The organism is Streptomyces sp. NPDC056503, assembly GCF_042794995.1.
In the GTDB taxonomy this organism is placed as follows: domain Bacteria; phylum Actinomycetota; class Actinomycetes; order Streptomycetales; family Streptomycetaceae; genus Streptomyces.
The window spans coordinates 11,709-30,079 of the sequence record NZ_JBHTST010000109.1 but is presented as its reverse complement, the minus strand read 5'-3'; the positions used below and the strand labels follow the sequence as shown (position 1 = coordinate 30,079).

Sequence of the window (18,371 nt, the reverse complement as noted above, 5' to 3'; positions counted from 1 at the left end):
ATGTTTCATCCCGTGATGGGATGAAACATCGGGCGAAAACGACCTCTGAGGGCGATCGGATTGCCGGGGCGCCGGGGGGTCGTCGGGCGGGTCAGGCGAGGTTGGTGAACTTGGTGCCCTCGCCGGTGTACAGGGATGTCGTCTGGCGGGTGAACACCGAGCTCCATGAGCCCGTCGAGCGGTAGACGTACGTGCCGGCCGCTCCGTACGCGATCAGGTCGGGGCGGCCGTCGTTGTCGAGGTCGCCCGCGCCGACGAGCTGGGAGAAGGCGTTCCAGCCGGCGCCGATGCGGGTGCGGGGGGCGAAGGTGCCGTCGCCCTTGCCGAGGTGGAGCCAGAGGACGCCGTCCTTGTCGCGGGCGACGAGGTCGCCGGCGGACGCGCCCGCGATGTTGCCCGTGGCGGTGATCTGGTTGTAGGTCCCCCAGCCGGTGCCGATCCTGACGCGGGGCGCGAAGGGCGCGGACCAGTTGCCGGTGCCCTTGTAGAACCACAGGACACCGGCGGTGTCGGTGGCGAGGAGGTCGGAGCAGCCGTCGCCGTTCAGATCGCTGCCACCGGTGATCTTGTTGTAGACGCCCCAGCCGGCGCCGACCCTGGTGCGGGGCGCGAAGGTGCCGTCGCCCTTGCCGAGGTAGGACCACAGGACGCCGGAGCCGTCGAGGCCGATCAGGTCGCCGTGGGTGGCGCCGCCGATGTTCCCGACGGCCTCGATCTGCTTGTACGTGTTCCACCCGGAGCCGATCCGGCTCCGCTGGGCCGCCTTGACCTGCCCGTTCACCGGCCGGTCGCGCAGGTCGTCGCGCCACAGCACACCGGCGGCGTCCCGGGCGAGGACGTCGGTGGAGCCGTTGTTCGTGTAGTCGTGCGGGTTGGGCGTGCGGCTGAGCTCCATACTCCGGGTGTCTTGGACGGTCTCTCCGAGGGCGTCGACCTGCGTGGCCTCCATCGCGACCGTGTACGCGCCGTTCGGCGCGTCGTCGCTGTGGGGCGTGGTGGGTCCGAAGACCTCACCGGCCCAGTCGAAGGAGAAGCGGGAGGTGCCGTCCGTGACGGGTTGGAGGTGCCGGCGGAAGACCTTGCCCGTCGCGATGTGGGTGAGCGTCACGTCCATGGTGGCGTCGGGGCGCGACAGCGTCCACCCCAGCGCCACCTTGCCGGCACTCTTGTCGAGGTTGACCGTGGCGGGGACGTGGGATTGCACGACGGCCAGCGGGACGCCGAGCTCCATGTCCGCGATCTTGGTGACGGCCAGGTCGCCGTTCTCCGTAGTCCCCAGCCGGAACAGGCCGCGGGTGCCGTCGGGGCGCTCGCCGCTGACCACTGAAGTGCCAATGCCCTCGGCCGCCAGACCGGTCGTACCGGACCCGTTGGTGACGGGGCGGCTGTCACCGGAGGACAGGGAGTAGGCCCTGACGCCCGCCCACGGGTTCCCGAGGATCAGCCAGTCGCCCGCGAGCGTGGTGAGGTCGGTCTCCGCGGCACTGAGGATCTTCGTGGTCCGTTTCGGGTCCTGACCGCGCGAGACCGTCGTGAGGGTGATCGCGGTGCCCTCACGCTCGTACCAGCCCACATACGACTCGGAGAACAGCAGGTGGCTGAAGTCGATACCGCCCTCGTCGGCGCCGTACGTGAGGACGACGGACGTGGAGGCGATGTCGATGACGGACCGGCCGCCGGCCACCGGGTCGCTCTTGCTGGCCATGTGGCCGACAAGGACCTGCCCGTTCACGACCGGCGCATCGCTCCAGAAGTGCTGGGCGTGGGCGGGCAGACCGGTCACCGGCTCGGTGTCGAGCGCGGCGCCGTTCCTGGTCACCACGAGCAGCTCCGCCTCGCCGTCGCCCTTCCGCACCTGCGCGAGGACGCTCGCCGGGCCGAGGACGGTCACGTAGGAGGCGTTCAGGGAGGAAAGGTCGATGCCCACGCCCGGGGCGGCCGGGTCGGCCATGTTCCGCAGGGTGACCGCCCGCATGTCGCGGGCGGACGGCGCGTCGCCGACGACGAGCACGTCGCCGCCGGCCGAGGCCCACCCGCCGCCGTCCGGCACCGCGACCGGGGTCGGCGCCCCGCCGTCGTACGGGGTCCAGAGCAGTGCCGAAGCGCCGGAACCGGACACGAACCGGTCATGCGTGAAAAAGCCCGAGGGCCCTGTGGCCAGGACCTGGGCGCCCGTCGGGAAGACGGGCAGGGCACCGGTCTCGGCAGCCGCCTGGACGGGTGCCGCGGAGGCCGCCGGTGCCGTTGCCAGGGCGCCGGCACCGAGGGCCGTGACAGCGAGGACTGCCGTCACGGCCGAGGCGAGACGGGTACGGGTGGTGCGGAATTGCAAGGTGAACCCCCACGAGGACAGCGGGCACGGGAGTACCGCGCCCGATCTGACTCATGGGCGGGGCCGATGGTTGCACGAAGGGTGCGGTTTCCGCTTGAACGCACCTGGGCGGATACCGGCTGTGATCACCGTTTGGCACGGAGGAAGGCACTGCGGGGGGCAGGTGGAAGGGCCCACGCCGAGGGCCTGGCCCGGAGTCCGTACCCTCGGGCACGAGAAGCAGGCAACGGCGTAGTTCGTCGCGACGTACACCCTGGAGGAATTGTCAAGACTTGCGGAGGAGAAGTGGTTGCCTGCCAGGAGGCGACGGGACTTGAGTCTCCACTAGGGGGAGACACGAAGGTGGGGACATGAACGGCGACACGCTCTACTCGATCGGTGAACTGGCTCGACGGACCGGTCTCACGGTCAAGACCATTCGGTTCTACTCCGATCGCGGGATCGTGGCGCCGACCGACCGCAGCCCGGCCGGCTACCGCCTCTACAGCATCGACGCCGTCGCACGCCTGGGCCTCGTGCGGACCCTGCGCGATCTGGGACTGGACCTTCCCACGATCCGCAAGGTCGTGGACCGTGAGCTCTCGCTTCCGGAGGTCGCCGCAGCGCACGCCAAGGCGCTGACGGTGCAGATCCGCGTCCTGCGCCTGCGGCGCGCGGTGCTGACGGCGGTGGCCGAGCGCGGGTCCACACCGGAGGAGACGGAACTCATGCACCAGCTGGCCCAGCTTTCCGAGGACGAACGCAGACGTCTGACCGGCGATTTCCTCGACGCCGTCTTCGGCGGTCTTGACGCCACCCCCGCATTCGCGGGGGTCATGCGCTCGATGACCCCCGAGTTGCCCGACAACCCGGAGGCGGAGCAGGTCCAGGCGTGGGTGGAGCTGGCCGAAATGTCCCTGGACCCGGGTTTCCGCGCCGTCGTGCGGCGGATGGCCGAGGACCAAGCGGCCGAGCAGGCCCGAAGCGGCATGATGGGCCCGCGCCGCGACATTGCCGCAGCCGTCCGTGACCAGGTCGGCCCGGCCCTGACCGCCGGCATCGACCCGGCCTCGCCCCAGGCCGATCCGATCGTCGCGGCCTTCACCGCGCACTACGCGCACCTCCTCGGCCGTCCCGACGACGTCGAGCTTCGCCGCCGGCTGGCGACTCGGCTGGAGAGCGTGAACGACCCGCGCAGGGAGCGATACCTCCGGCTGCTCGCCGTGGTCAACGGCTGGCCGGCCCCGGAGAGTCTGGCTCCAGTGTTCGACTGGTCCGTCCAGGCTCTGCGCGTCCGGACACAGCGATGACGGGGCGGTCGCAAAGCGGCATGGGGCGGACGCGGCTGGCGTCGGGTGAAAACGCCGCCGCATACGATCGGCTGATGAATGCCCCGGTCGTCCTTCAGGTGGCCGCGTCGCCGGTCTTTCCCGCTCTCGTTCTTCGCCCCTGGCGCATGGAGGACGTTGCCGCATTGGTCGAGGTGAGCCGGGATCCCGCACTGCGCCAGTGGGCGAACCCTGCCGTGGACAACGATGCCGACGGGACACGCTGGGTGCAGGCTCAGCAGCAGGGCTGGGCAGCGGGGCACCGGTTCGGCTTCGCCGTCCTTGAGGCGCAACCCGGTTCAGTTCGAGAACAGCTGGTGGGCAACGTGGTCCTCAAGGAAGTCGCCTCCGGCAAACCGGCGGCCGAAGTGGGCTACTGGACCGCGGCGCACGCTCGCGGGCGGGGAGTGGCCTCCCGCGCTCTGGAGGCACTCACCAGCTGGGCCTTCGACACTTTCGAAGCAGACGGGCTGGAGCGTCTCGAACTCCTGCACCAGGTGGACAACCTGGCGTCGTGCCGGGTTGCGCAGAAGAGCCGCTACGACTTCGACGCCATCCTGCCCGCGGCACCGCCCTCCTTCCCCCGCGATGGCCATCTGCACATGCGGCGCGCGAGTGCCTGAGATCCTCCCGGTCTCTGCGGATCGGCTGATCGCGCTCATGGACGGACGGATGCCGACCTTGCGGCAGGCGTCGGAGAACGCCCGGCTGGTGTACTGGGCGCCGTGGTCGGTGTGTATCACCGCCCCGGTGAGGCTGCCGCGGGTCCGTTCGGCGGCGGCCAGGGCATCAACGACGAGATCGGTGCGCATGTGATCCGCAATCGCCCAGCCGACCAGGCGCCGCGAGGCGAGGTCGATGACGGTGGCCAGATAGAGGAACTTCCCGCCGTCCAGCGGGAGATAGGTGATGTCGCCGACGTACTTCGTGTTCGTCTCACTCGCGGTGAAGTCGCGGCCGATCAGGTCCGGGGCCTTCGCCGCGGCCGGGTCCGCCACCGCGGTGCGGTGCCTGCGGCGCAAGCGCAGACCCGCCAGGCCGGCCTGGCGCATCAAGCGGGCGACCCGCTTGTGGTTGACCCGCTCGCCCGCATCACGGAGCTCGGCGGTGATCCTCGGGACACCGTAGGTGTCGTCGGATTCCTGGTGCACGGCCGGTATCCGGACGGCGAGCCGGGCGGCGGCCGCCTGCCGCGCGGCCCGGTCCGCGGCCGTTCGGCGCCAGTAGGAGAAGCTCGATCGGGCGATGCCGAGGATGGTGTACAGCCGCTTCACGCCGTGGCGGCGCTGGTGATCGGCGACGAACTGGAAGCGGTTCACCAGTCCGTCTCCCCGGCGAAATACTTCGCCGCCTTCCGCAGGATCTCGCGTTCCTCCTCCAGCTCGCGGACCTTCCTGCACAGAGCGGCGTTCTCCGCCTCCAGCGGCGTGGGCGGCTCGGCCGGCACCTCCGCCCGCCGGCCCCGGGGCCGAATCGCCCCGGCCGCCCGGACCCAGTTCCGCAACGTCTCCGGGTTCACCCCCAGATCAGCGGCGACTGACCTGATCGTCGCTCCAGGCCGCGACTCGTACAACGCGACCGCGTCCGCCTTAAACTCCGGCGGATAGTGCTTCATGACCACGGGACATCCGTTCTCCTGGGCTCAAGGTCCAAGATCCGGGGGCAAGGCCCATGTTCGGACGAGCCGAGCTTCCCCTGCTCCGCAAACGCGTCCTTCTCACTCGGCAGCAAACAGGCGACCCGGGAGCCGGGTCTGATGCTCCTATTGGCAGTCAAGGGCTGCCGAGGGCCTGAGGGTGGCCCTGTCAGGTCTGGTAGGGGTGCAGGGCGACGTTCTCCGATCTGACGCTGATCTGTACCCAGGAACCGTCCATGACGCTGGGGATGGGGGATGCCAGATCGAGCAGCACGGGCCAGTGGCCCACCTGGAGGTAGGCGGCGCCGTCGTCGGTCAGGTGGAGGCGGCCGTTCATGATCACTCGGTCGCCTTCCTGCCGGAGTTCCGGCTCGGTGGCAGAGGCCGGCTGGGTGTTCTGGCCCCAGTGGATGTCCTCGTCGACTGTCCATTCGATGAGGTGCTGGCCATCGGCTTCTCGCGGATCACCGTGCCAGAGCACCATGGCGGACCCGATGGGGGTGTGAACCCGAATTGTCATGTGCTGCTGCGGGGGTTGCGGCAGGCTCTGCGTGCGGACGAACATCGCCTCATCATCCATGACGTCATGTCTCAGGACCGAGGAGTTGTTGGGTCGCCGGGGTCAAGCGGCGGTGAGCCAGTCCCGGTAGGCATCTGCGAGGTCGTCGTCGCGGCGCGTGCCGCGTTCGATGCAGGAGATCACCGCAGGCCAGACGCCGAAGTGTTCGGCGACGGTGGTGAGGGTGATGTTCTTGGCCTGGCGGGTGGGCCGGAGGTCGGAGACGTCCGGGACGGTGACCGGTGTGGTGAGGTAGCGGAAGACCTCCCGGGCGATCGCCCGCTTGAGCAGGCGGATGATCTCCTTCTTCGTGCGTCCGGCGGCGGTCTGCCGTGCGACGTAGTCGCGGGTGCGGGCGTCGCTGGACATGCGGACGAGGGCGATGCGGTAGAGGGCTGAGTTCGCTCCGCGGTCGCCGCCCCGGGAGAGGCGGTGGCGGTTGGTCCTGCCGCTGGAGGCGGGGACGGGTGCGACGCCGCAGAGGGCTGCGAAGGACGCCTCCGTGCGCAGACGGTCGGGGTTTCCGCCGGCGGTGACCAGGAGCTGGGCCGCGGTGTCGGGGCCGACACCGAACGCAGCGCGCAGGCCGGGGTTGTTGTCGGTGGCGGCGGTGTCCAGGGCAGCGGTGAGAGTGTCGTGTTCCGCGGTCAGGGCCTGGACGCGGCGGGCGAGGGTCTTCAGCGCGGTCAGGAGAGCGACGCGCGGCCCGTCGCCGGTGGGACGGAGCCGGGAGATCGCGTCGACCTGCGTCTTGCCACGCAGGGCGGTGTACTTGACGCGGATGTCGTCCGGGGCGGTGATGAGGATGTGCGCGATCTGGTTCAACGTGGCGGTGCGTGCCTTGACGGCGGACCGGGCGGCGTTGTGGAGGGCGCGTATGCCGCTGACGGTGTCGTCCTTGGGAATGACCGATGCCCGGCCGGACAGCGCGGCGCGGGCGGCTGCGTAGGCGTCGATGGGGTCGGACTTGCCGATCCGGCGCCGCTCGGCCTTGTCTGGCCGGTTGACCTCGACCACGGTCAGGCCCGTGTGGCGGGCGGCCCGGGTGAAGCCGAGGCCGTAGGAGGAGGTCCCCTCGACGCCGACGGCGGTCACCGTGCCGTGGGCGTTCAGGAACGCGATCGCAGCGGCGTATCCGGCCGCCGTGGTCGGGAACTCGGCGTCGGCGACGTGGCCGCCCCGGTCGGTGATGACAGCAACGTGGATCGTGTCCGCGTGGGAGTCCACTCCGCCGAACACCGCATCCTGTCCTGTGGCGGGCGTGGTTATCACGGTCATCCTGTCAGCTGCCTTCCGGGCCGGAGGTGACGCCGGCCGGGTGGGTCAGACAGGACATTGAGGGGGCCTCTGGCCAAGCTCCTATCAGGTCATGTTCCACCTGGCCGGAGCCATGGAGAACGGGTCCCGGCGGCCGGACAGAACAGTCGCAGGACAGCCCAGCAGGACGTCAGTCAGACCCTGAGCCACGACCACCGGAACCCGCTACGAGTATCAATGTCAGACCTCTGCGACATGCTCACCCGCATAAACGAAGACGTCTTCTGGCAGCTCATCGAGGACTGCAGGCCCACAGAACCTGACCCGGACGCCGAGGTCCTTGCAGCCACGCTGACCGAGCGGCTCGCCTACTCCCCATTGTGGCTGGTCATCGACTTTGCCGAACAACTGTCATGGGCGCTCTACCGACTGGACCGCAAGGAATACGGACACGACCTGTCCAGTGACGCCTTCCTCTACACCCGGGCCGCGGTCGTCGCCGGCCGTACCGCATTCGACAGCGTCCTCCAGGACCCGGCGGCCTTCACTCCTTACGCCATCGACCTCATCTGGGCCGAGCCCCTGCTCTACACACCGGACCGGGCATACGAACGCATCACCGGGGAGGAATGGGATCGTGATACTCGCTACTCCTACGAATCCTGCTCGAACACCGAGGGCTGGGCTGATTGAACAGCATCGTCTGCGGCTGGTTACGAACTCCAGCGCCGTTGATCGTCCTTACGGAATGTGCGCCAGAACCCGAAACTCGTGAACAAAGCCAGCAAAGCGCACATGTTCCGGCGAACCCGTGCCAGGTGCTGCCGAAAATTCACGGGTTCGATGATGCCGAGGAGGCTGCCCAGTCGCCTCGATGTTCGCGCCACGCGGTCCTGAGAGCTTCGAGTTCGGCTCGGGGGAAGTCCTCACCCCACTTGCTGCGGTATGCGCTCTCGCCGTACTCCCTCACGACCTCGTCGAAGCAACGGATCACTGCTCGGGTCACGACATCGATGTCCTGCTGGGTGGACCAGATCTCGTTCCCCGTGTTGTCGTGGGCACTGCCGTTGGCCAGCGCCAGCAGGCGGATCCACACGTGGGTGTCTTCACGGTAGAAGATCCATCGAAAGATGGTGGGCTCGGCCTCGAACTGCGCTCGGCATTCGATCTCGCCAACGATCAGACGTGTTACTGCCGTCAAAAGATCTTCGGGGGCAGTGGTGACATAGGAGGCTGTGACTTCGGCTTCCGCCTGGTGGTCACTGACGATGCAGTCGGCCCAACCACGTCCGGACAGGACCCAGGCGAGTCGCAGGTGGGCCATCGTCGTTTCCCTTCTCCGGGCACAGGTTCCCTGTGCTGATCGCCGAGGGCCTCTCTCACACATCCGAGTCTGGGGGATGGCGAGACTGCTGACCAGCGGATTCCCTGGGCCTCGACCTGCCCTCAGCGATCGGGCAGACGCCCGGGGTCGACATGGTCAGCGAGATGGATCAGGGTGACTTGCGGGTCCATGCCGAAGGCCGCGGCGACGAGCTTGGGAGTCATGGTGTTCACCAGGTCGACGAGCCGGGTGCTGCGAATCATTCGGGGTGGGAAGCCGCAGTCGTCAAGAACGTGGGAAAGACAGGTGTCGGCGTACACCCCCGAACGTGGCCAGTGCGGTACAGCCATACGTCCCCGCCCTAAAGGTGGCCGTGCGCGTATCGGGGAGCCAGGGCCATTCGACTTCTCAGGCCCGCGGGGGTGTCAACCATCGTTCGGCGCGGCCCTGTTTGTCGGGGTCTCCAGAGCGGCGGGCGTGGGCCAGCAGTCGGGCGCGCAGTGGTTCGGGGAGGCTGGCGATGTCCCGTTTCTGGCGTGGGCGGGTTTTCCAGCCCACCAGATGCCGCACGGCTCCGGCGTCGTGCCGTTCCTCGGCCCGCGGGTCGGCAAGGGCGGCGAGCAGGTCGGCGATCGGCACCCTGCCGAGCAGTTCGCCAGGCACGCTCTCGTGGAGGGGGTAGCCGGAGCAGCGCCCGCTGCCGGATCCGTACCAGCCGAGCAGGGCCAGCACCCGCTCTACCGGGTCGGGGAACGTCAGGTGCAGTCGGTCGGTGAGTTCCGCGAGCAATTCGGGGGAGGGCCTGCCGCCGGTGCGGGAGAGGCCGAGGATCCGGTCGGCGGTCCCCTCCAGTGCGGCGGGCATCGCGGCCAGCCAGCCGCGCTCTTCTTCGGCGCCTTCCTGCGCTCGCTGCCGGTCCGCCTTGAACTGTTGCATGGGGCCGGGCATGCCGCGCCTGTCCAGCCAGGCCAGGAGCAGGCGGCCGTCGGCGAGGACGGCGTCACTCCCCCACTGCCCCCACCTCAGTGTCGCCCCGTGGTGCAGGACGACGACTGCGAGCCGCCCACCGTCCTGGCCGAACACCTCGAAGCGGACGTCTCCAAGGCACACGCAGCGGACCCCGGACAGTGATTCCACCGCCATGGCCGTCCTGAGCTGGACCGACTCCGCCGGGTCGGAGAGGTCCACCCGGATCTCTCCGACCGCCCCGAACCCGCTCACCGAGCTGACCTGGACCACGTGCGCTTGCTGCAGTACGCCATCCAGCGCTGTCGACCTGTCCATGAACCGATCCCTCCCCGCCTGGGCCGCAGATGCACAGGCCGCCCGATTCCACCGCAGCTCCCGACCGCCTCGCAACCCGGTTCCCCCGCGCCCGCAGTTCAGCGCGTACGCCGACGGGCGGGCGTCGCCGCACGATGCAGCTACGCCCGCCCTGGCCCAACCGCCCTACCCCGAGGCCGGCTGGCTATCGGCCGGCCCCGGCCACGCGGCGGCCAGACAGCCGAGGACGCTCGCTCGTACCGAGCTGGGTAGATAAAAGCCGTACGCCTACATGCGCAGCCTCTGACTGGCCGCCAGGGCTCGGGAGGATGTGGTGAGGCGGCGTCCTTCCGGGATGGTGGCCAGGCCGACCCGAGTGCGCTGGTCGAGCAGGCCTCGGATCCGCGAGGCGCTCGAAGGCTCCGGCCGCTCGCCCGGCGCCCCCGCGACATCGCTTCTCACTTCGGCGACATCACCATGGAGACCCCGTACGGACAGCTCTCCAGAGGGGCCGATACCGGCCTCATCCGCAAACTCGGCCCACCTCTACGCCGCCACGGCATGGGCCCCAACACCCCTTGCGTGACCTGCGAAAACATTAACCACCCGGCCTTGGGCCGAGACCCGGTCAAAGCCCGGCTTCGCCGGACGCCGACGGTTCGCCGTGGTGACGGTCACGGCGGAGTCAGGCCCGTCGTCGGCACGGGGCGCCGCAGACGGCATCCTGTGCCCTGGTTCCGCGGTGTCGGCCTGGTACGTCAAGCCTGGACTACTCGGGGCGGCGTGCTGTCGTGCGACCCGATACCGATGCTGTCCGATCCGCGGCGAGCCCCCAGCCGTGCCCTGTGACGAGACTGGGGGCTCGCCCCGTACAAGACGGTGGTGTCAGTCGCCGGCCTTCACCTTGGCGGCGGTGGCACCCGTGGCGGCCGCCGTCGAGGGCTTGAGCTGGACCCAGCCCGCCTTGCTCGGCGCGCCCTCTTCGTTGAGGAGAAAGAGCATGTAGTGGCCGGGCGGGGCCGCGGCGGCGGTCGGTGGGGCCTGAAGCTCCAGGAAGTTGCCGCTGCGGCTCTTGATGCGCAGGTCGAGGTGTCGCTGGCTGGTGTTGATCGAGTGGGTCGCGGTGGTCGGGGCCAACAGCACGGCGCGGGTGACCTCGCTGGGCGTGTTGGTGCTGACCGTGATCTTCTCGTTGTACCCGACGCTGGGGTTGAAGATCAGGCCGAGCGAGGGGCGGCTGCCCTGGTGGAGGTAGGCCGGTTCGTAGATCTCGATGCTGCCGTTGTTGTTGTCGGTGATGTCGGGGTCGTTGGCGAGCTGCTGGAGCTCGTCGCCCGTGACCATGACGCGGCCGTCCGGGAGGACCACGGCGTTGGAGTGGTAGCCGCGCGGCAGCCGCTGGACGGGGCCGAGTTTCCAGTCGCCGTTCTCGTCGCGCAGTTCGACCTGGCGGTACTTCAGGTCGGCGTTGGGGTTGTACGGTCCGTTGCCGTAGTCACGGATGTCGAAGGCGCCGTTGACGGTGAGCAGGTTGCCGTTCGGCAGGAGCAGGGTGTCGTCCTGGGTGCGGCCGAAGGCGCGGGGCTTCTCGGTGTTCCACTTGCCGCCGGCCAGCCGGTAGGTGTTCGGGTCGTCGCGGTCTCCGCCGAGGACCAGGACCGAGTCGGGGCCTCTGAAGCCGGCCGGCAGGGGGACCGCGGAGCCGTAGTTGCGCCTCCACTCGCCGCCGTCCGGGCCGGGCTTGGCCTTGTTGACGTCCGGGCGGTTCGGCAGGTCGGTCTTGGTGTCGGCGGCGGTGTCGAAGAGCCATTGCTGGTCCACGGAGCGGCCGAGTCCGTAGATCTTCCCGTCGCGCAGCGAGAACAGGTGCGGGTAGTCCCACTTGAACGGGGCTTCGGTCGTGAGCTTGTCCACTCCCCAGCCGATTGGTTTGACCGACTTGTCGAAGGGCACGGGGTGGGTCACGGCGGGGAAGCGCTCGACGAGCGGGGTGGGGGTGCCCCAGCCGAGCTCCGACTGGCCGGACATGATCACCTGACGTCCGTCGGCGCCGGTGACGACGCTCGGGTACCACCGGCCGACGGACATGTCCTTGTTCAGGTACCACTCCTCCGCCCAGGGGTCGAAGACCAGGGACAGCTTGGCGCCGGAGCCCCCGTTTCCGCCGAGGTTGCCGCCGAAGACGCCGAGCATGCCGTTGGGCAGGTAGGAGTGGCCGGCGCAGAAGAACGGGGCCGGGCGGGGCTCGTTCTTGCCGTCGGGCATGTTGATGACCGGTGGCTTCTTCTCGGTGAACGCGCCGGCGCCGGTCCCCTTGGCGGGGTCCCAGATCCAGGCGCGGCCGGCGTTCGGCTTGCCGATCGTGTCGGTGGGGGCCGGCTCTTTCTGCGGGTTGGTCTCGATCCGCTCGAAGGAGAACAGCAGGACCTTGCCGGTCGGCAGCAGTGCGATGTGGGCCGCGAAGTCGGGGGACTGGAAGTACTCCCGGAACCGGCCGAACTCGGCGGCGTCGAAGCCCGCGTTGGCCTTCTCCTGAGAGGCCGTCAGTGCCTTGAGCCGCTCTGTGCGGGTGGTCTGCGGGTACTCGCCGACGTCGGCCAGTGCCTTCCGGGTACGGGCGTGCTCCTCCGCGTGCTCCTTGCCGAGCGTCGCCGCCTCGTCCGGGTCGACTGTGACCGGTGCGGTCGCCGCTCTGGAGGCGGGGCCGTAGGGAAAGGTGTCGCCCCCCTCGTCGTGCCCGGTGTGGGCGAGTACGGGGCCTGCCGACGCCAGGGCCATGGACGCGGCCATCGCGGTGGCGGCGCAGGCGGAGATCGCCGTGGCGAGCCGTCGGCGTACGGGCAGGGGCGGACTACTGCGGGACATGGGACTCCTTGCCGGAGAGGTGAAGGCGTATCAGCCCCGACCAGGGGACGCGTCGGGGCGGGCCGCGCCAGGACTGCCACCCGTTCACTCAAAGTGACATGCCTCAGCTTTCCGGCAGGTCACTCGGCTGTCACCCCGAAACATGCAGGCGGGTGACCGCGAGCGCCGAAAGCGCCCCCCATGCCTCGCGCGCCCCCCTACCAGCGCGTTTGTGCAAAACAAACGGGTGATGGACGGCTTCGTCGGCAGGTCGGCCACGGGAGGCCCACCTGGGCGCCGCGTACTTTGCTGATTACTCCGCGCAACAACGGTGTGGAGGTGTCGATCTTCTGGAGTGAGCATGGTGGACGACCTCAAGCTGCGTGACAGCGACGACATCCAGGGCGATGTGATCGCCGGCTTCAAGAAGGACCAGATGACCCTGCTGTTCCTCAAGTTCGAGGACGCGGCGCGGGCGCGTACCTGGGTCAAGGGCCTGGAACCGCAGATCGCCACGACGAGGCAGGTGGCGACCTTCAACGCCGCCTTCAGCAAGGCTCGAAAGGCCTCGGCCGGCGACGATCCGAGAACACTGAAGGCCACCTGGATCAACGTCGGTTTCACTTACGCGGGCCTGCGGGAGCTGAGCGGAAAGGACCCGCTGCCCTCGGTCAAGCCCGGCAGCGGCCTGGAGGCCTTCAAGCAGGGCTCCGACAAGCGGGCACTCGGGGACACCGGCGACAGCTCGCCGGAGATGTGGCTCTTCGGCAACGGCAGGGGCCAGGTCGTCCACGCCGTACTCACCGTCGCCTCCGACACCGTCCAGGACCTCCAGGCGACTGTCAGACAGCAGCGAGAGGCGTGCGCCGCGGCCAAGATCGTGATCGTTTTCCAGCAGGATGCCGCCACACTGCCCGGCAGCCGGAGGGGCAAGGAGCACTTCGGCTTCAAGGACGGCGTCAGCGAGCCCGGCGTGATCGGCTTCGACGAGCCGGACCCCGGCAAGCCCGAGTACGTCAAAGGGCACCACGGTACGCGGCTGATCCCGGCCGGCGAGTTCGTCGTCGGCTGCGACCGGGTCGGCGGTGTGCCGCACGAGACGCCGGACTGGGCCGACAACGGCACCTTTCAGGTGGTGCGGCGGCTCGGCCAGGACGTCCCGGGCTTCTGGTCCCAGGTCGCCGGGCAGCTGAAGGTGCTCAAGGAGGCCAAGGTGGTGCCGCCCGAGGCCACGTCGGAGTGGCTGGCGGCCCGCCTCGTCGGCCGGTGGCGCTCGGGCACCCCCGTCGCCACGTGCCCCCACGCCGACAGGCCCTCCAGCGCGCTGGCCGGTGAGGACAACGACTTCGGCTACCGCAACGACCCCGAGGGCTTCATCACGCCGCTCTTCTCGCACCTGCGCAAGACCAACCCCCGGGACGGCCTGCAGGAGAGGCCCGGCGATCCGCCGTTCGACGAGAACCCGGTGATGGACCGCCGCCGGATCATCCGCCGCGGCGCCCCGTACGGCGCACCCTTCGACCCCGCCTCGGAGGGGCCCGGCGGGCCTGACGAAAAGCGCGGCCTGCTCTTCGTCTGCTACCAGTCGGACCTCGTGCAGCAGTTCGAGTTCATCCAGAAGGCGTGGATCGACAGCCCCGACTTCCCACCCAACCGGACCAACAAGCCCGGCCCCGACGGCATGGTCGGCGCCGCCGGCACGCTCAGCTACGAGAGCCCCGGCAAGACCACCCGACTGAGCCTGAGCCAGTTCGTCGTGACCGAGGGGTCCGTCTACGCCTTCGTCCCCTCGCTGACGCTGCTGCGGCTGCTCGGCGACGGCCGGCTCACCGACAAGCCGCCCGCCGACGTCCGGCCGACCGACGCCTTCCTGCCCATCCCCGACATGCAGCGGATCAACGGCAAGAGCTGGTACTGGGCGTACGGGACGGGCGCCGACGGTGACGCCGTCTGCCGGACCCTCTCCATCGCCGACGGGGACGAGCACGTGGACGCCCGTGAACGCCCCGACCGGCCGCTGAGCACCTGGCCGTGCTACGCCGGAGTGAAGAAGGTCGACGCGATCCTGCCCGTCCCGGACGAGCAGCGGATCAACGGCCGCAGCCGGTTCTGGCTGTTCCACACCGTTGAGGGCAGGCAGGTCTACCGGAAGATCTCGATCGCCGACGGCGCCGAGTCCGGGCTTCCTTCCGAGCAGACCGCCACGATCGACCTCCCGGACCGCTCGCTCTCCGCCTGGGTCTCGTTCAACGGCATCGAGAAGGTAGACGCCTTCCTGCCGGTACCCGACCTGCAGCGGGTCGACGGCAAGAGCTGGTACTGGGTGTTCCACACCTTGATGGACCGTCAGGTATACCGCCTGGTCTCGATCGCCGATGGCAGGATGCACCGGGACAACCTCGAACGCGGCGACCGCGGCCTCGACCTGTGGCGATCACTGGCCGGGATCGCGCGGGTCGACGAATTCCTCGCGGTGCCGGACATGCAGCGGATCAACGGCATGAGTCTGTTCTGGGCGTTCCACCAGGACAAGTACCGGATCATCGTGATCCGCGACGGCCACGGCCACGAGGACCAGATCACGGTCGAGGACCGACCGCTGACGATGTGGAGGTCCCTGACAGGCTGACCAGCCCTGCCCCTGGCTCGGCTTCGGCTTCGGCTTCGGCTTCGGCTTCGGCTTCGGCTTCGGCTTCGGCTTCGGCTTCGGCTTCGGCTTCGGCTTCGGCTATGGATGGCCTGAACGATGATGCTTCTGGCTCCTGTTCACGCCGAAGTGATGGCTCTCATGTGACCCGATGAAATCAGCTGAGCCCCACTCTTCGACCGTCACCTCACCACCGGGCTGACCAGCAGCAGCCCCGGGCCGCCACAAGGCCATAACGCCCCACGGTCAGCACGGTGGTAACCATCCGTAACCTGCGTGGTAAGCCACGCGGTAAGCAGCCTGACCTGGGAGGTCCGCACTTACCACGGCTGCTCGGGGACATGACCGAGACCGGAGGCGGCGGTGCTGCTCGCGGGTGACGGGGCATCCGCGCCCTACGGGCGGGCGGCGCCGCGGATGCTCGTCGGCGGGGAAACCTGATGCTCTCCGGGCTTGGGTGTCGGGTCACTTCAGGAGGCCGGTGAAGGCGGCGGTGGAGGCGGCCGCAAGGGTGAGCACCGCGGTGAAGGTGAGGGCGGCGCGGGTGAGGGCGGCGGGGTAGGTGGCGCCGTCGAGTCGGGCGAGCTTGCCCGCGCCGGCGGCGGCGAGCAGCGCGATCACGAGGACGAGGGCGGTGGTGAGGAGGATGAGGGCGAGGTTCACGGCAGGCTCCCGGTAGGGGTGGGGGTGCTGGCGTGATCGAAGGTCGCGGAAACGGTGTTCGCCGTGGTTCAGGCCGGACGATGATGAACACCGTCGAACACCTCAGGGTCGGGGGAGCAAGCAGGTGAACGAGGAACAGGAACTGGTCGGGGAAGCGGCTCTCGCCGAGCTTCGCAAAGAACTCAGTGACGCCATGGCGCGGCGTCGGTTGAGCAAGGCGCAGGCTGCCGGTCTCGCGCAGCTGGGGCGTACGACCGTCTGGGCGGCATTCCGCGACGGTGGGCCCGTTCCCTCTGATCAGACAGTGGCTGCGTTGGCGAAAGTCCTGCACCTCGGCGTGGAAAGAATGCTGGGGTTGCGCAGGTCCGCCATGGTGGAGGGCTCTGTCTCCACGACAGGGACGGCCGGGACGGCTGCACCGGGTCCTGGACGGCCCATCGGCGAGTGGGATCCGCATGTGCTGGAGGTGCATCCTGCTGTACCCGCTTCGATCTGCGAGGGCAGTCCTGGCCCATCCGGAGATCCGGTGCTTGCCGGCTACGTGCGGCGGGAGCACGATCGCTTGCTCGCCACACTGGTGGATCAGGCGGCAGCGGGGCGCAGCCGGATGACGGTGCTGGTGGGATCGTCGTCGACGGGTAAGACGCGGGCTTGTTGGGAGGCGGTACAGCCTCTGGCCGTTGAAGGCTGGCGACTGTGGCATCCCTTCGACCCGACCCGGGCCGAGGCAGCACTTGCCGACCTGGTGAGCGTGGCGCCGCGCACGGTGATCTGGCTGAACGAAGCCCAGCACTACTTGGGGGACAGAGAGCACGGTGAGCGGATCGCGTCCGCGCTGCACCGTCTGCTCATCACTCCTGAGCGTGGCCCGGTCCTTGTGTTCGGAACCTTATGGCCTGAATACGCCCGCCAGTTCACTGCACTGCCCGCAGCGGGTGCTCCCGACCCGCACAGCCGGGTGCGTGAGCTGCTTACCGGTCGCATTCTGACCATCCCGGAGGCTTTCGACGCCGCAGCTCTTGCAGGCGCCGCCGCGCTCGCCAAAAGCGGCGACGCGCTACTGGCCGACGCGCTCACCCGTTCTGACCGGGACGGACGTGTGGCACAAGACCTGGCGGGCGGTCCCGCTCTGCTTGAACGATTTCGCCATGCTTCACCGGCCGGTCGTGCACTGCTGGAAGCTGCGATGGACGCGCGCCGCCTGGGTGTCGGCCTCCACCTTCCGGCTGCGTTCCTGGCCGGCGCCGTGGCCGATTACCTCAGTGATCCTGAACGCGACCATCTGCCCGACGACTGGGCCGAACAGGCCTTCGGCGAGCTTGCCGACGGGGTCCACGGCAAGCACAGTGCTTTGCGCCGTACCACGCCGCGCGCGGGACAACGCCCGTCTACCCCTGCAGCGTCCTACGTGACACCGCCGTATTTTCCGGGGCCGCTACTCCGGCTTGCCGACTACCTCGAGCAGCACGGAAAGGCCACCCGGGAGCACGTATGCCCGCCCGCCTCCTTCTGGCACGCCGCCCACGATCACCTCACCCATGCCGACGACCTCTCCAGCCTCGCCAAGGCAGCCGATCGGCGCCACCGTCTCCAATGGGCTCACTTCCTTCACCGTCGCGCCGCTCACCTCAAAAGGTTGTACACGCCGTCTCCCGCCCGGCAGGAACGCAAAGCCGGTGTTGTCGCGGGCTCCGAGACCGTGTGGGCCGGGGCAGACGACTTCGACTACGGCCCGACCTTGTTCGGTCTGGCCATGGAATGTGAGCAGGCCGGAGATACGGCGGGGGCCGAAGCCTTCTACCAACAGGCAGCCGACGTCGGCGACAGCGCCGCCCTGTCCCATCTGGCCAGAATCCGGGAGGAGGCAGGCGACCACGACGCCGCCGAAGCCCTGGCCCTGCAAGCAGCCGACCGTGGCAACCGCTACGTCCTGTCACGGATGGCCATGGTGCGAGAGATGACCGGGGATCAGGAGGGCGCAAAGGTGTTCTACCGGCATGCGGCTCGTCGAGGCGACAGTGTCGCTCTTTCCTACCTGGCCCAGCGGCTGGAGGAAGTGGGCGATGTCGAAGGGGTCGAATCCTTCTATCAGGAAGCGGCCTTCCATAACGACAGCTTTGCCCTGGCCCACCTGGCCAGGATCCGGGAGGAGGCCGGCGACCACGACGCCGCCGAAGCCCTGGCCCTGCGAGCAGTCCGCCTCGACGACAGCTTCGCGCTGTACGGTCTTGCCCAGCGAAGGCTTGCTGCCGGCAACCTGCACGGTGCCGAAACGCTGTACCGGCAGGCGGCCGACCTTGGCGACACCCAGACCCTGGTCCGGCTGGCCACGATGCGGGCAGAGGCCGGCGACCTGCGTAGCGCCAACGCTCTTTATCGTGAAGCAGCCGATCGCGGCGGCAGCAAAGTGAACAGACCCGTCTTCGACAAACTGTGGCCACACGGGCTGGACCCAGACGGTACACCGACACCGCGATGGAACAGCTCATAGCTATGCCTCGGTGACCAGCAATTTTGCCATGATCCCTTGAGTTTGCCT

14 protein-coding genes and 1 pseudogene are annotated in these 18,371 nt (G+C 68.9%); 5 read left to right on the top strand and 10 right to left on the bottom strand.

The genetic code is table 11. The features are described 5' to 3' along the window. Positions 1-91 precede the first annotated feature (91 nt). Positions 92-2,119, bottom strand: a complete 2,028-nt coding sequence (locus ACFQ8C_RS27245) for an FG-GAP repeat domain-containing protein (protein ID WP_383462213.1) — start codon at positions 2,117-2,119, stop codon at positions 92-94. 563 nt (positions 2,120-2,682) lie between these two features. On the opposite strand from ACFQ8C_RS27245, the gene ACFQ8C_RS27240 reads away from it, so the two are divergent. Both ACFQ8C_RS27240 and ACFQ8C_RS27235 read left to right on the top strand, forming a co-directional pair. Continuing rightward, a complete protein-coding gene (locus tag ACFQ8C_RS27240; protein ID WP_383462212.1) occupies positions 2,683-3,621 on the top strand; it encodes a MerR family transcriptional regulator in 939 nt (312 codons plus the stop codon). A gap of 146 nt (positions 3,622-3,767) precedes the next feature. Beyond that, entirely contained in the window at positions 3,768-4,262 is a 495-nt protein-coding gene (locus ACFQ8C_RS27235) for a GNAT family N-acetyltransferase (RefSeq protein ID WP_383462221.1), read from the top strand. 39 nt (positions 4,263-4,301) lie between these two features. Here ACFQ8C_RS27235 and ACFQ8C_RS27230 read toward each other — a convergent pair. The 4 genes and pseudogenes from ACFQ8C_RS27230 to ACFQ8C_RS27215 all read right to left on the bottom strand — a co-directional run. Then, positions 4,302-4,913 (bottom strand): annotated as a pseudogene (locus ACFQ8C_RS27230) (IS3 family transposase); the annotation flags it as partial. Positions 4,914-4,954: 41 nt separating this feature from the next. Next, positions 4,955-5,254 (bottom strand): transposase, encoded by a 300-nt coding sequence (locus ACFQ8C_RS27225; protein WP_383462219.1) that lies wholly within the window; start codon positions 5,252-5,254, stop codon positions 4,955-4,957. A gap of 190 nt (positions 5,255-5,444) precedes the next feature. Then, positions 5,445-5,855 carry a hypothetical protein gene (locus ACFQ8C_RS27220; RefSeq protein ID WP_383462210.1) on the bottom strand — a complete coding sequence of 137 codons (411 nt, stop codon included), beginning with the start codon at positions 5,853-5,855 and terminating at the stop codon, positions 5,445-5,447. Positions 5,856-5,897: 42 nt separating this feature from the next. Continuing rightward, on the bottom strand, positions 5,898-7,112 hold the full coding sequence (locus ACFQ8C_RS27215; RefSeq protein WP_383462208.1) for an IS110 family transposase: 1,215 nt from the start codon (positions 7,110-7,112) through the stop codon (positions 5,898-5,900). Between the two features lie 234 nt (positions 7,113-7,346). Here ACFQ8C_RS27215 and ACFQ8C_RS27210 point away from each other — a divergent pair, with 234 nt between their 5' ends. Continuing rightward, complete coding sequence (locus ACFQ8C_RS27210; RefSeq protein WP_383462206.1) at positions 7,347-7,784, top strand: DUF4240 domain-containing protein; 438 nt, start codon at positions 7,347-7,349, stop codon at positions 7,782-7,784. A gap of 139 nt (positions 7,785-7,923) precedes the next feature. Here ACFQ8C_RS27210 and ACFQ8C_RS27205 read toward each other — a convergent pair whose 3' ends face one another. The 4 genes from ACFQ8C_RS27205 to ACFQ8C_RS27190 form a co-directional block, all read right to left on the bottom strand. Next, complete coding sequence (locus ACFQ8C_RS27205; protein WP_383462204.1) at positions 7,924-8,415, bottom strand: hypothetical protein; 492 nt, start codon at positions 8,413-8,415, stop codon at positions 7,924-7,926. A 122-nt stretch (positions 8,416-8,537) separates the two neighbouring features. Then, entirely contained in the window at positions 8,538-8,678 is a 141-nt protein-coding gene (locus ACFQ8C_RS27200; protein ID WP_383462202.1) for a hypothetical protein, read from the bottom strand. Positions 8,679-8,823: 145 nt separating this feature from the next. After that, on the bottom strand, positions 8,824-9,699 hold the full coding sequence (locus tag ACFQ8C_RS27195) for a hypothetical protein (RefSeq protein WP_383462200.1): 876 nt from the start codon (positions 9,697-9,699) through the stop codon (positions 8,824-8,826). An 864-nt stretch (positions 9,700-10,563) separates the two neighbouring features. Then, positions 10,564-12,543, bottom strand: coding sequence for a galactose oxidase-like domain-containing protein (locus ACFQ8C_RS27190; RefSeq protein ID WP_383462198.1), 1,980 nt, complete (start codon positions 12,541-12,543; stop codon positions 10,564-10,566). Between the two features lie 340 nt (positions 12,544-12,883). Between ACFQ8C_RS27190 and ACFQ8C_RS27185 the strand changes: the two genes are divergently transcribed. Beyond that, positions 12,884-15,151, top strand: coding sequence for a Dyp-type peroxidase (locus ACFQ8C_RS27185; RefSeq protein WP_383462196.1), 2,268 nt, complete (start codon positions 12,884-12,886; stop codon positions 15,149-15,151). A 483-nt stretch (positions 15,152-15,634) separates the two neighbouring features. Here ACFQ8C_RS27185 and ACFQ8C_RS27180 read toward each other — a convergent pair whose 3' ends face one another. Further along, on the bottom strand, positions 15,635-15,832 hold the full coding sequence (locus tag ACFQ8C_RS27180) for a hypothetical protein (RefSeq protein ID WP_383462195.1): 198 nt from the start codon (positions 15,830-15,832) through the stop codon (positions 15,635-15,637). Positions 15,833-15,956: 124 nt separating this feature from the next. On the opposite strand from ACFQ8C_RS27180, the gene ACFQ8C_RS27175 reads away from it, so the two are divergent. Then, positions 15,957-18,323 (top strand): tetratricopeptide repeat protein, encoded by a 2,367-nt coding sequence (locus tag ACFQ8C_RS27175; protein WP_383462193.1) that lies wholly within the window; start codon positions 15,957-15,959, stop codon positions 18,321-18,323. Positions 18,324-18,371: the final 48 nt, after the last annotated feature.

Coding starts and splice junctions, on each gene's coding strand:
- ACFQ8C_RS27240 (WP_383462212.1), top strand. CDS start 2,683: ATGAACGGCGACACGCTCTACTCGATCGGTGAACTGGCTCGACGGACC.
- ACFQ8C_RS27190 (WP_383462198.1), bottom strand. CDS start 12,543: ATGTCCCGCAGTAGTCCGCCCCTGCCCGTACGCCGACGGCTCGCCACG.
- ACFQ8C_RS27205 (WP_383462204.1), bottom strand. CDS start 8,415: ATGGCCCACCTGCGACTCGCCTGGGTCCTGTCCGGACGTGGTTGGGCC.
- ACFQ8C_RS27210 (WP_383462206.1), top strand. CDS start 7,347: ATGCTCACCCGCATAAACGAAGACGTCTTCTGGCAGCTCATCGAGGAC.
- ACFQ8C_RS27195 (WP_383462200.1), bottom strand. CDS start 9,699: ATGGACAGGTCGACAGCGCTGGATGGCGTACTGCAGCAAGCGCACGTG.
- ACFQ8C_RS27185 (WP_383462196.1), top strand. CDS start 12,884: ATGGTGGACGACCTCAAGCTGCGTGACAGCGACGACATCCAGGGCGAT.
- ACFQ8C_RS27215 (WP_383462208.1), bottom strand. CDS start 7,112: ATGACCGTGATAACCACGCCCGCCACAGGACAGGATGCGGTGTTCGGC.
- ACFQ8C_RS27220 (WP_383462210.1), bottom strand. CDS start 5,855: ATGGATGATGAGGCGATGTTCGTCCGCACGCAGAGCCTGCCGCAACCC.
- ACFQ8C_RS27225 (WP_383462219.1), bottom strand. CDS start 5,254: ATGAAGCACTATCCGCCGGAGTTTAAGGCGGACGCGGTCGCGTTGTAC.
- ACFQ8C_RS27200 (WP_383462202.1), bottom strand. CDS start 8,678: ATGATTCGCAGCACCCGGCTCGTCGACCTGGTGAACACCATGACTCCC.
- ACFQ8C_RS27235 (WP_383462221.1), top strand. CDS start 3,768: ATGGAGGACGTTGCCGCATTGGTCGAGGTGAGCCGGGATCCCGCACTG.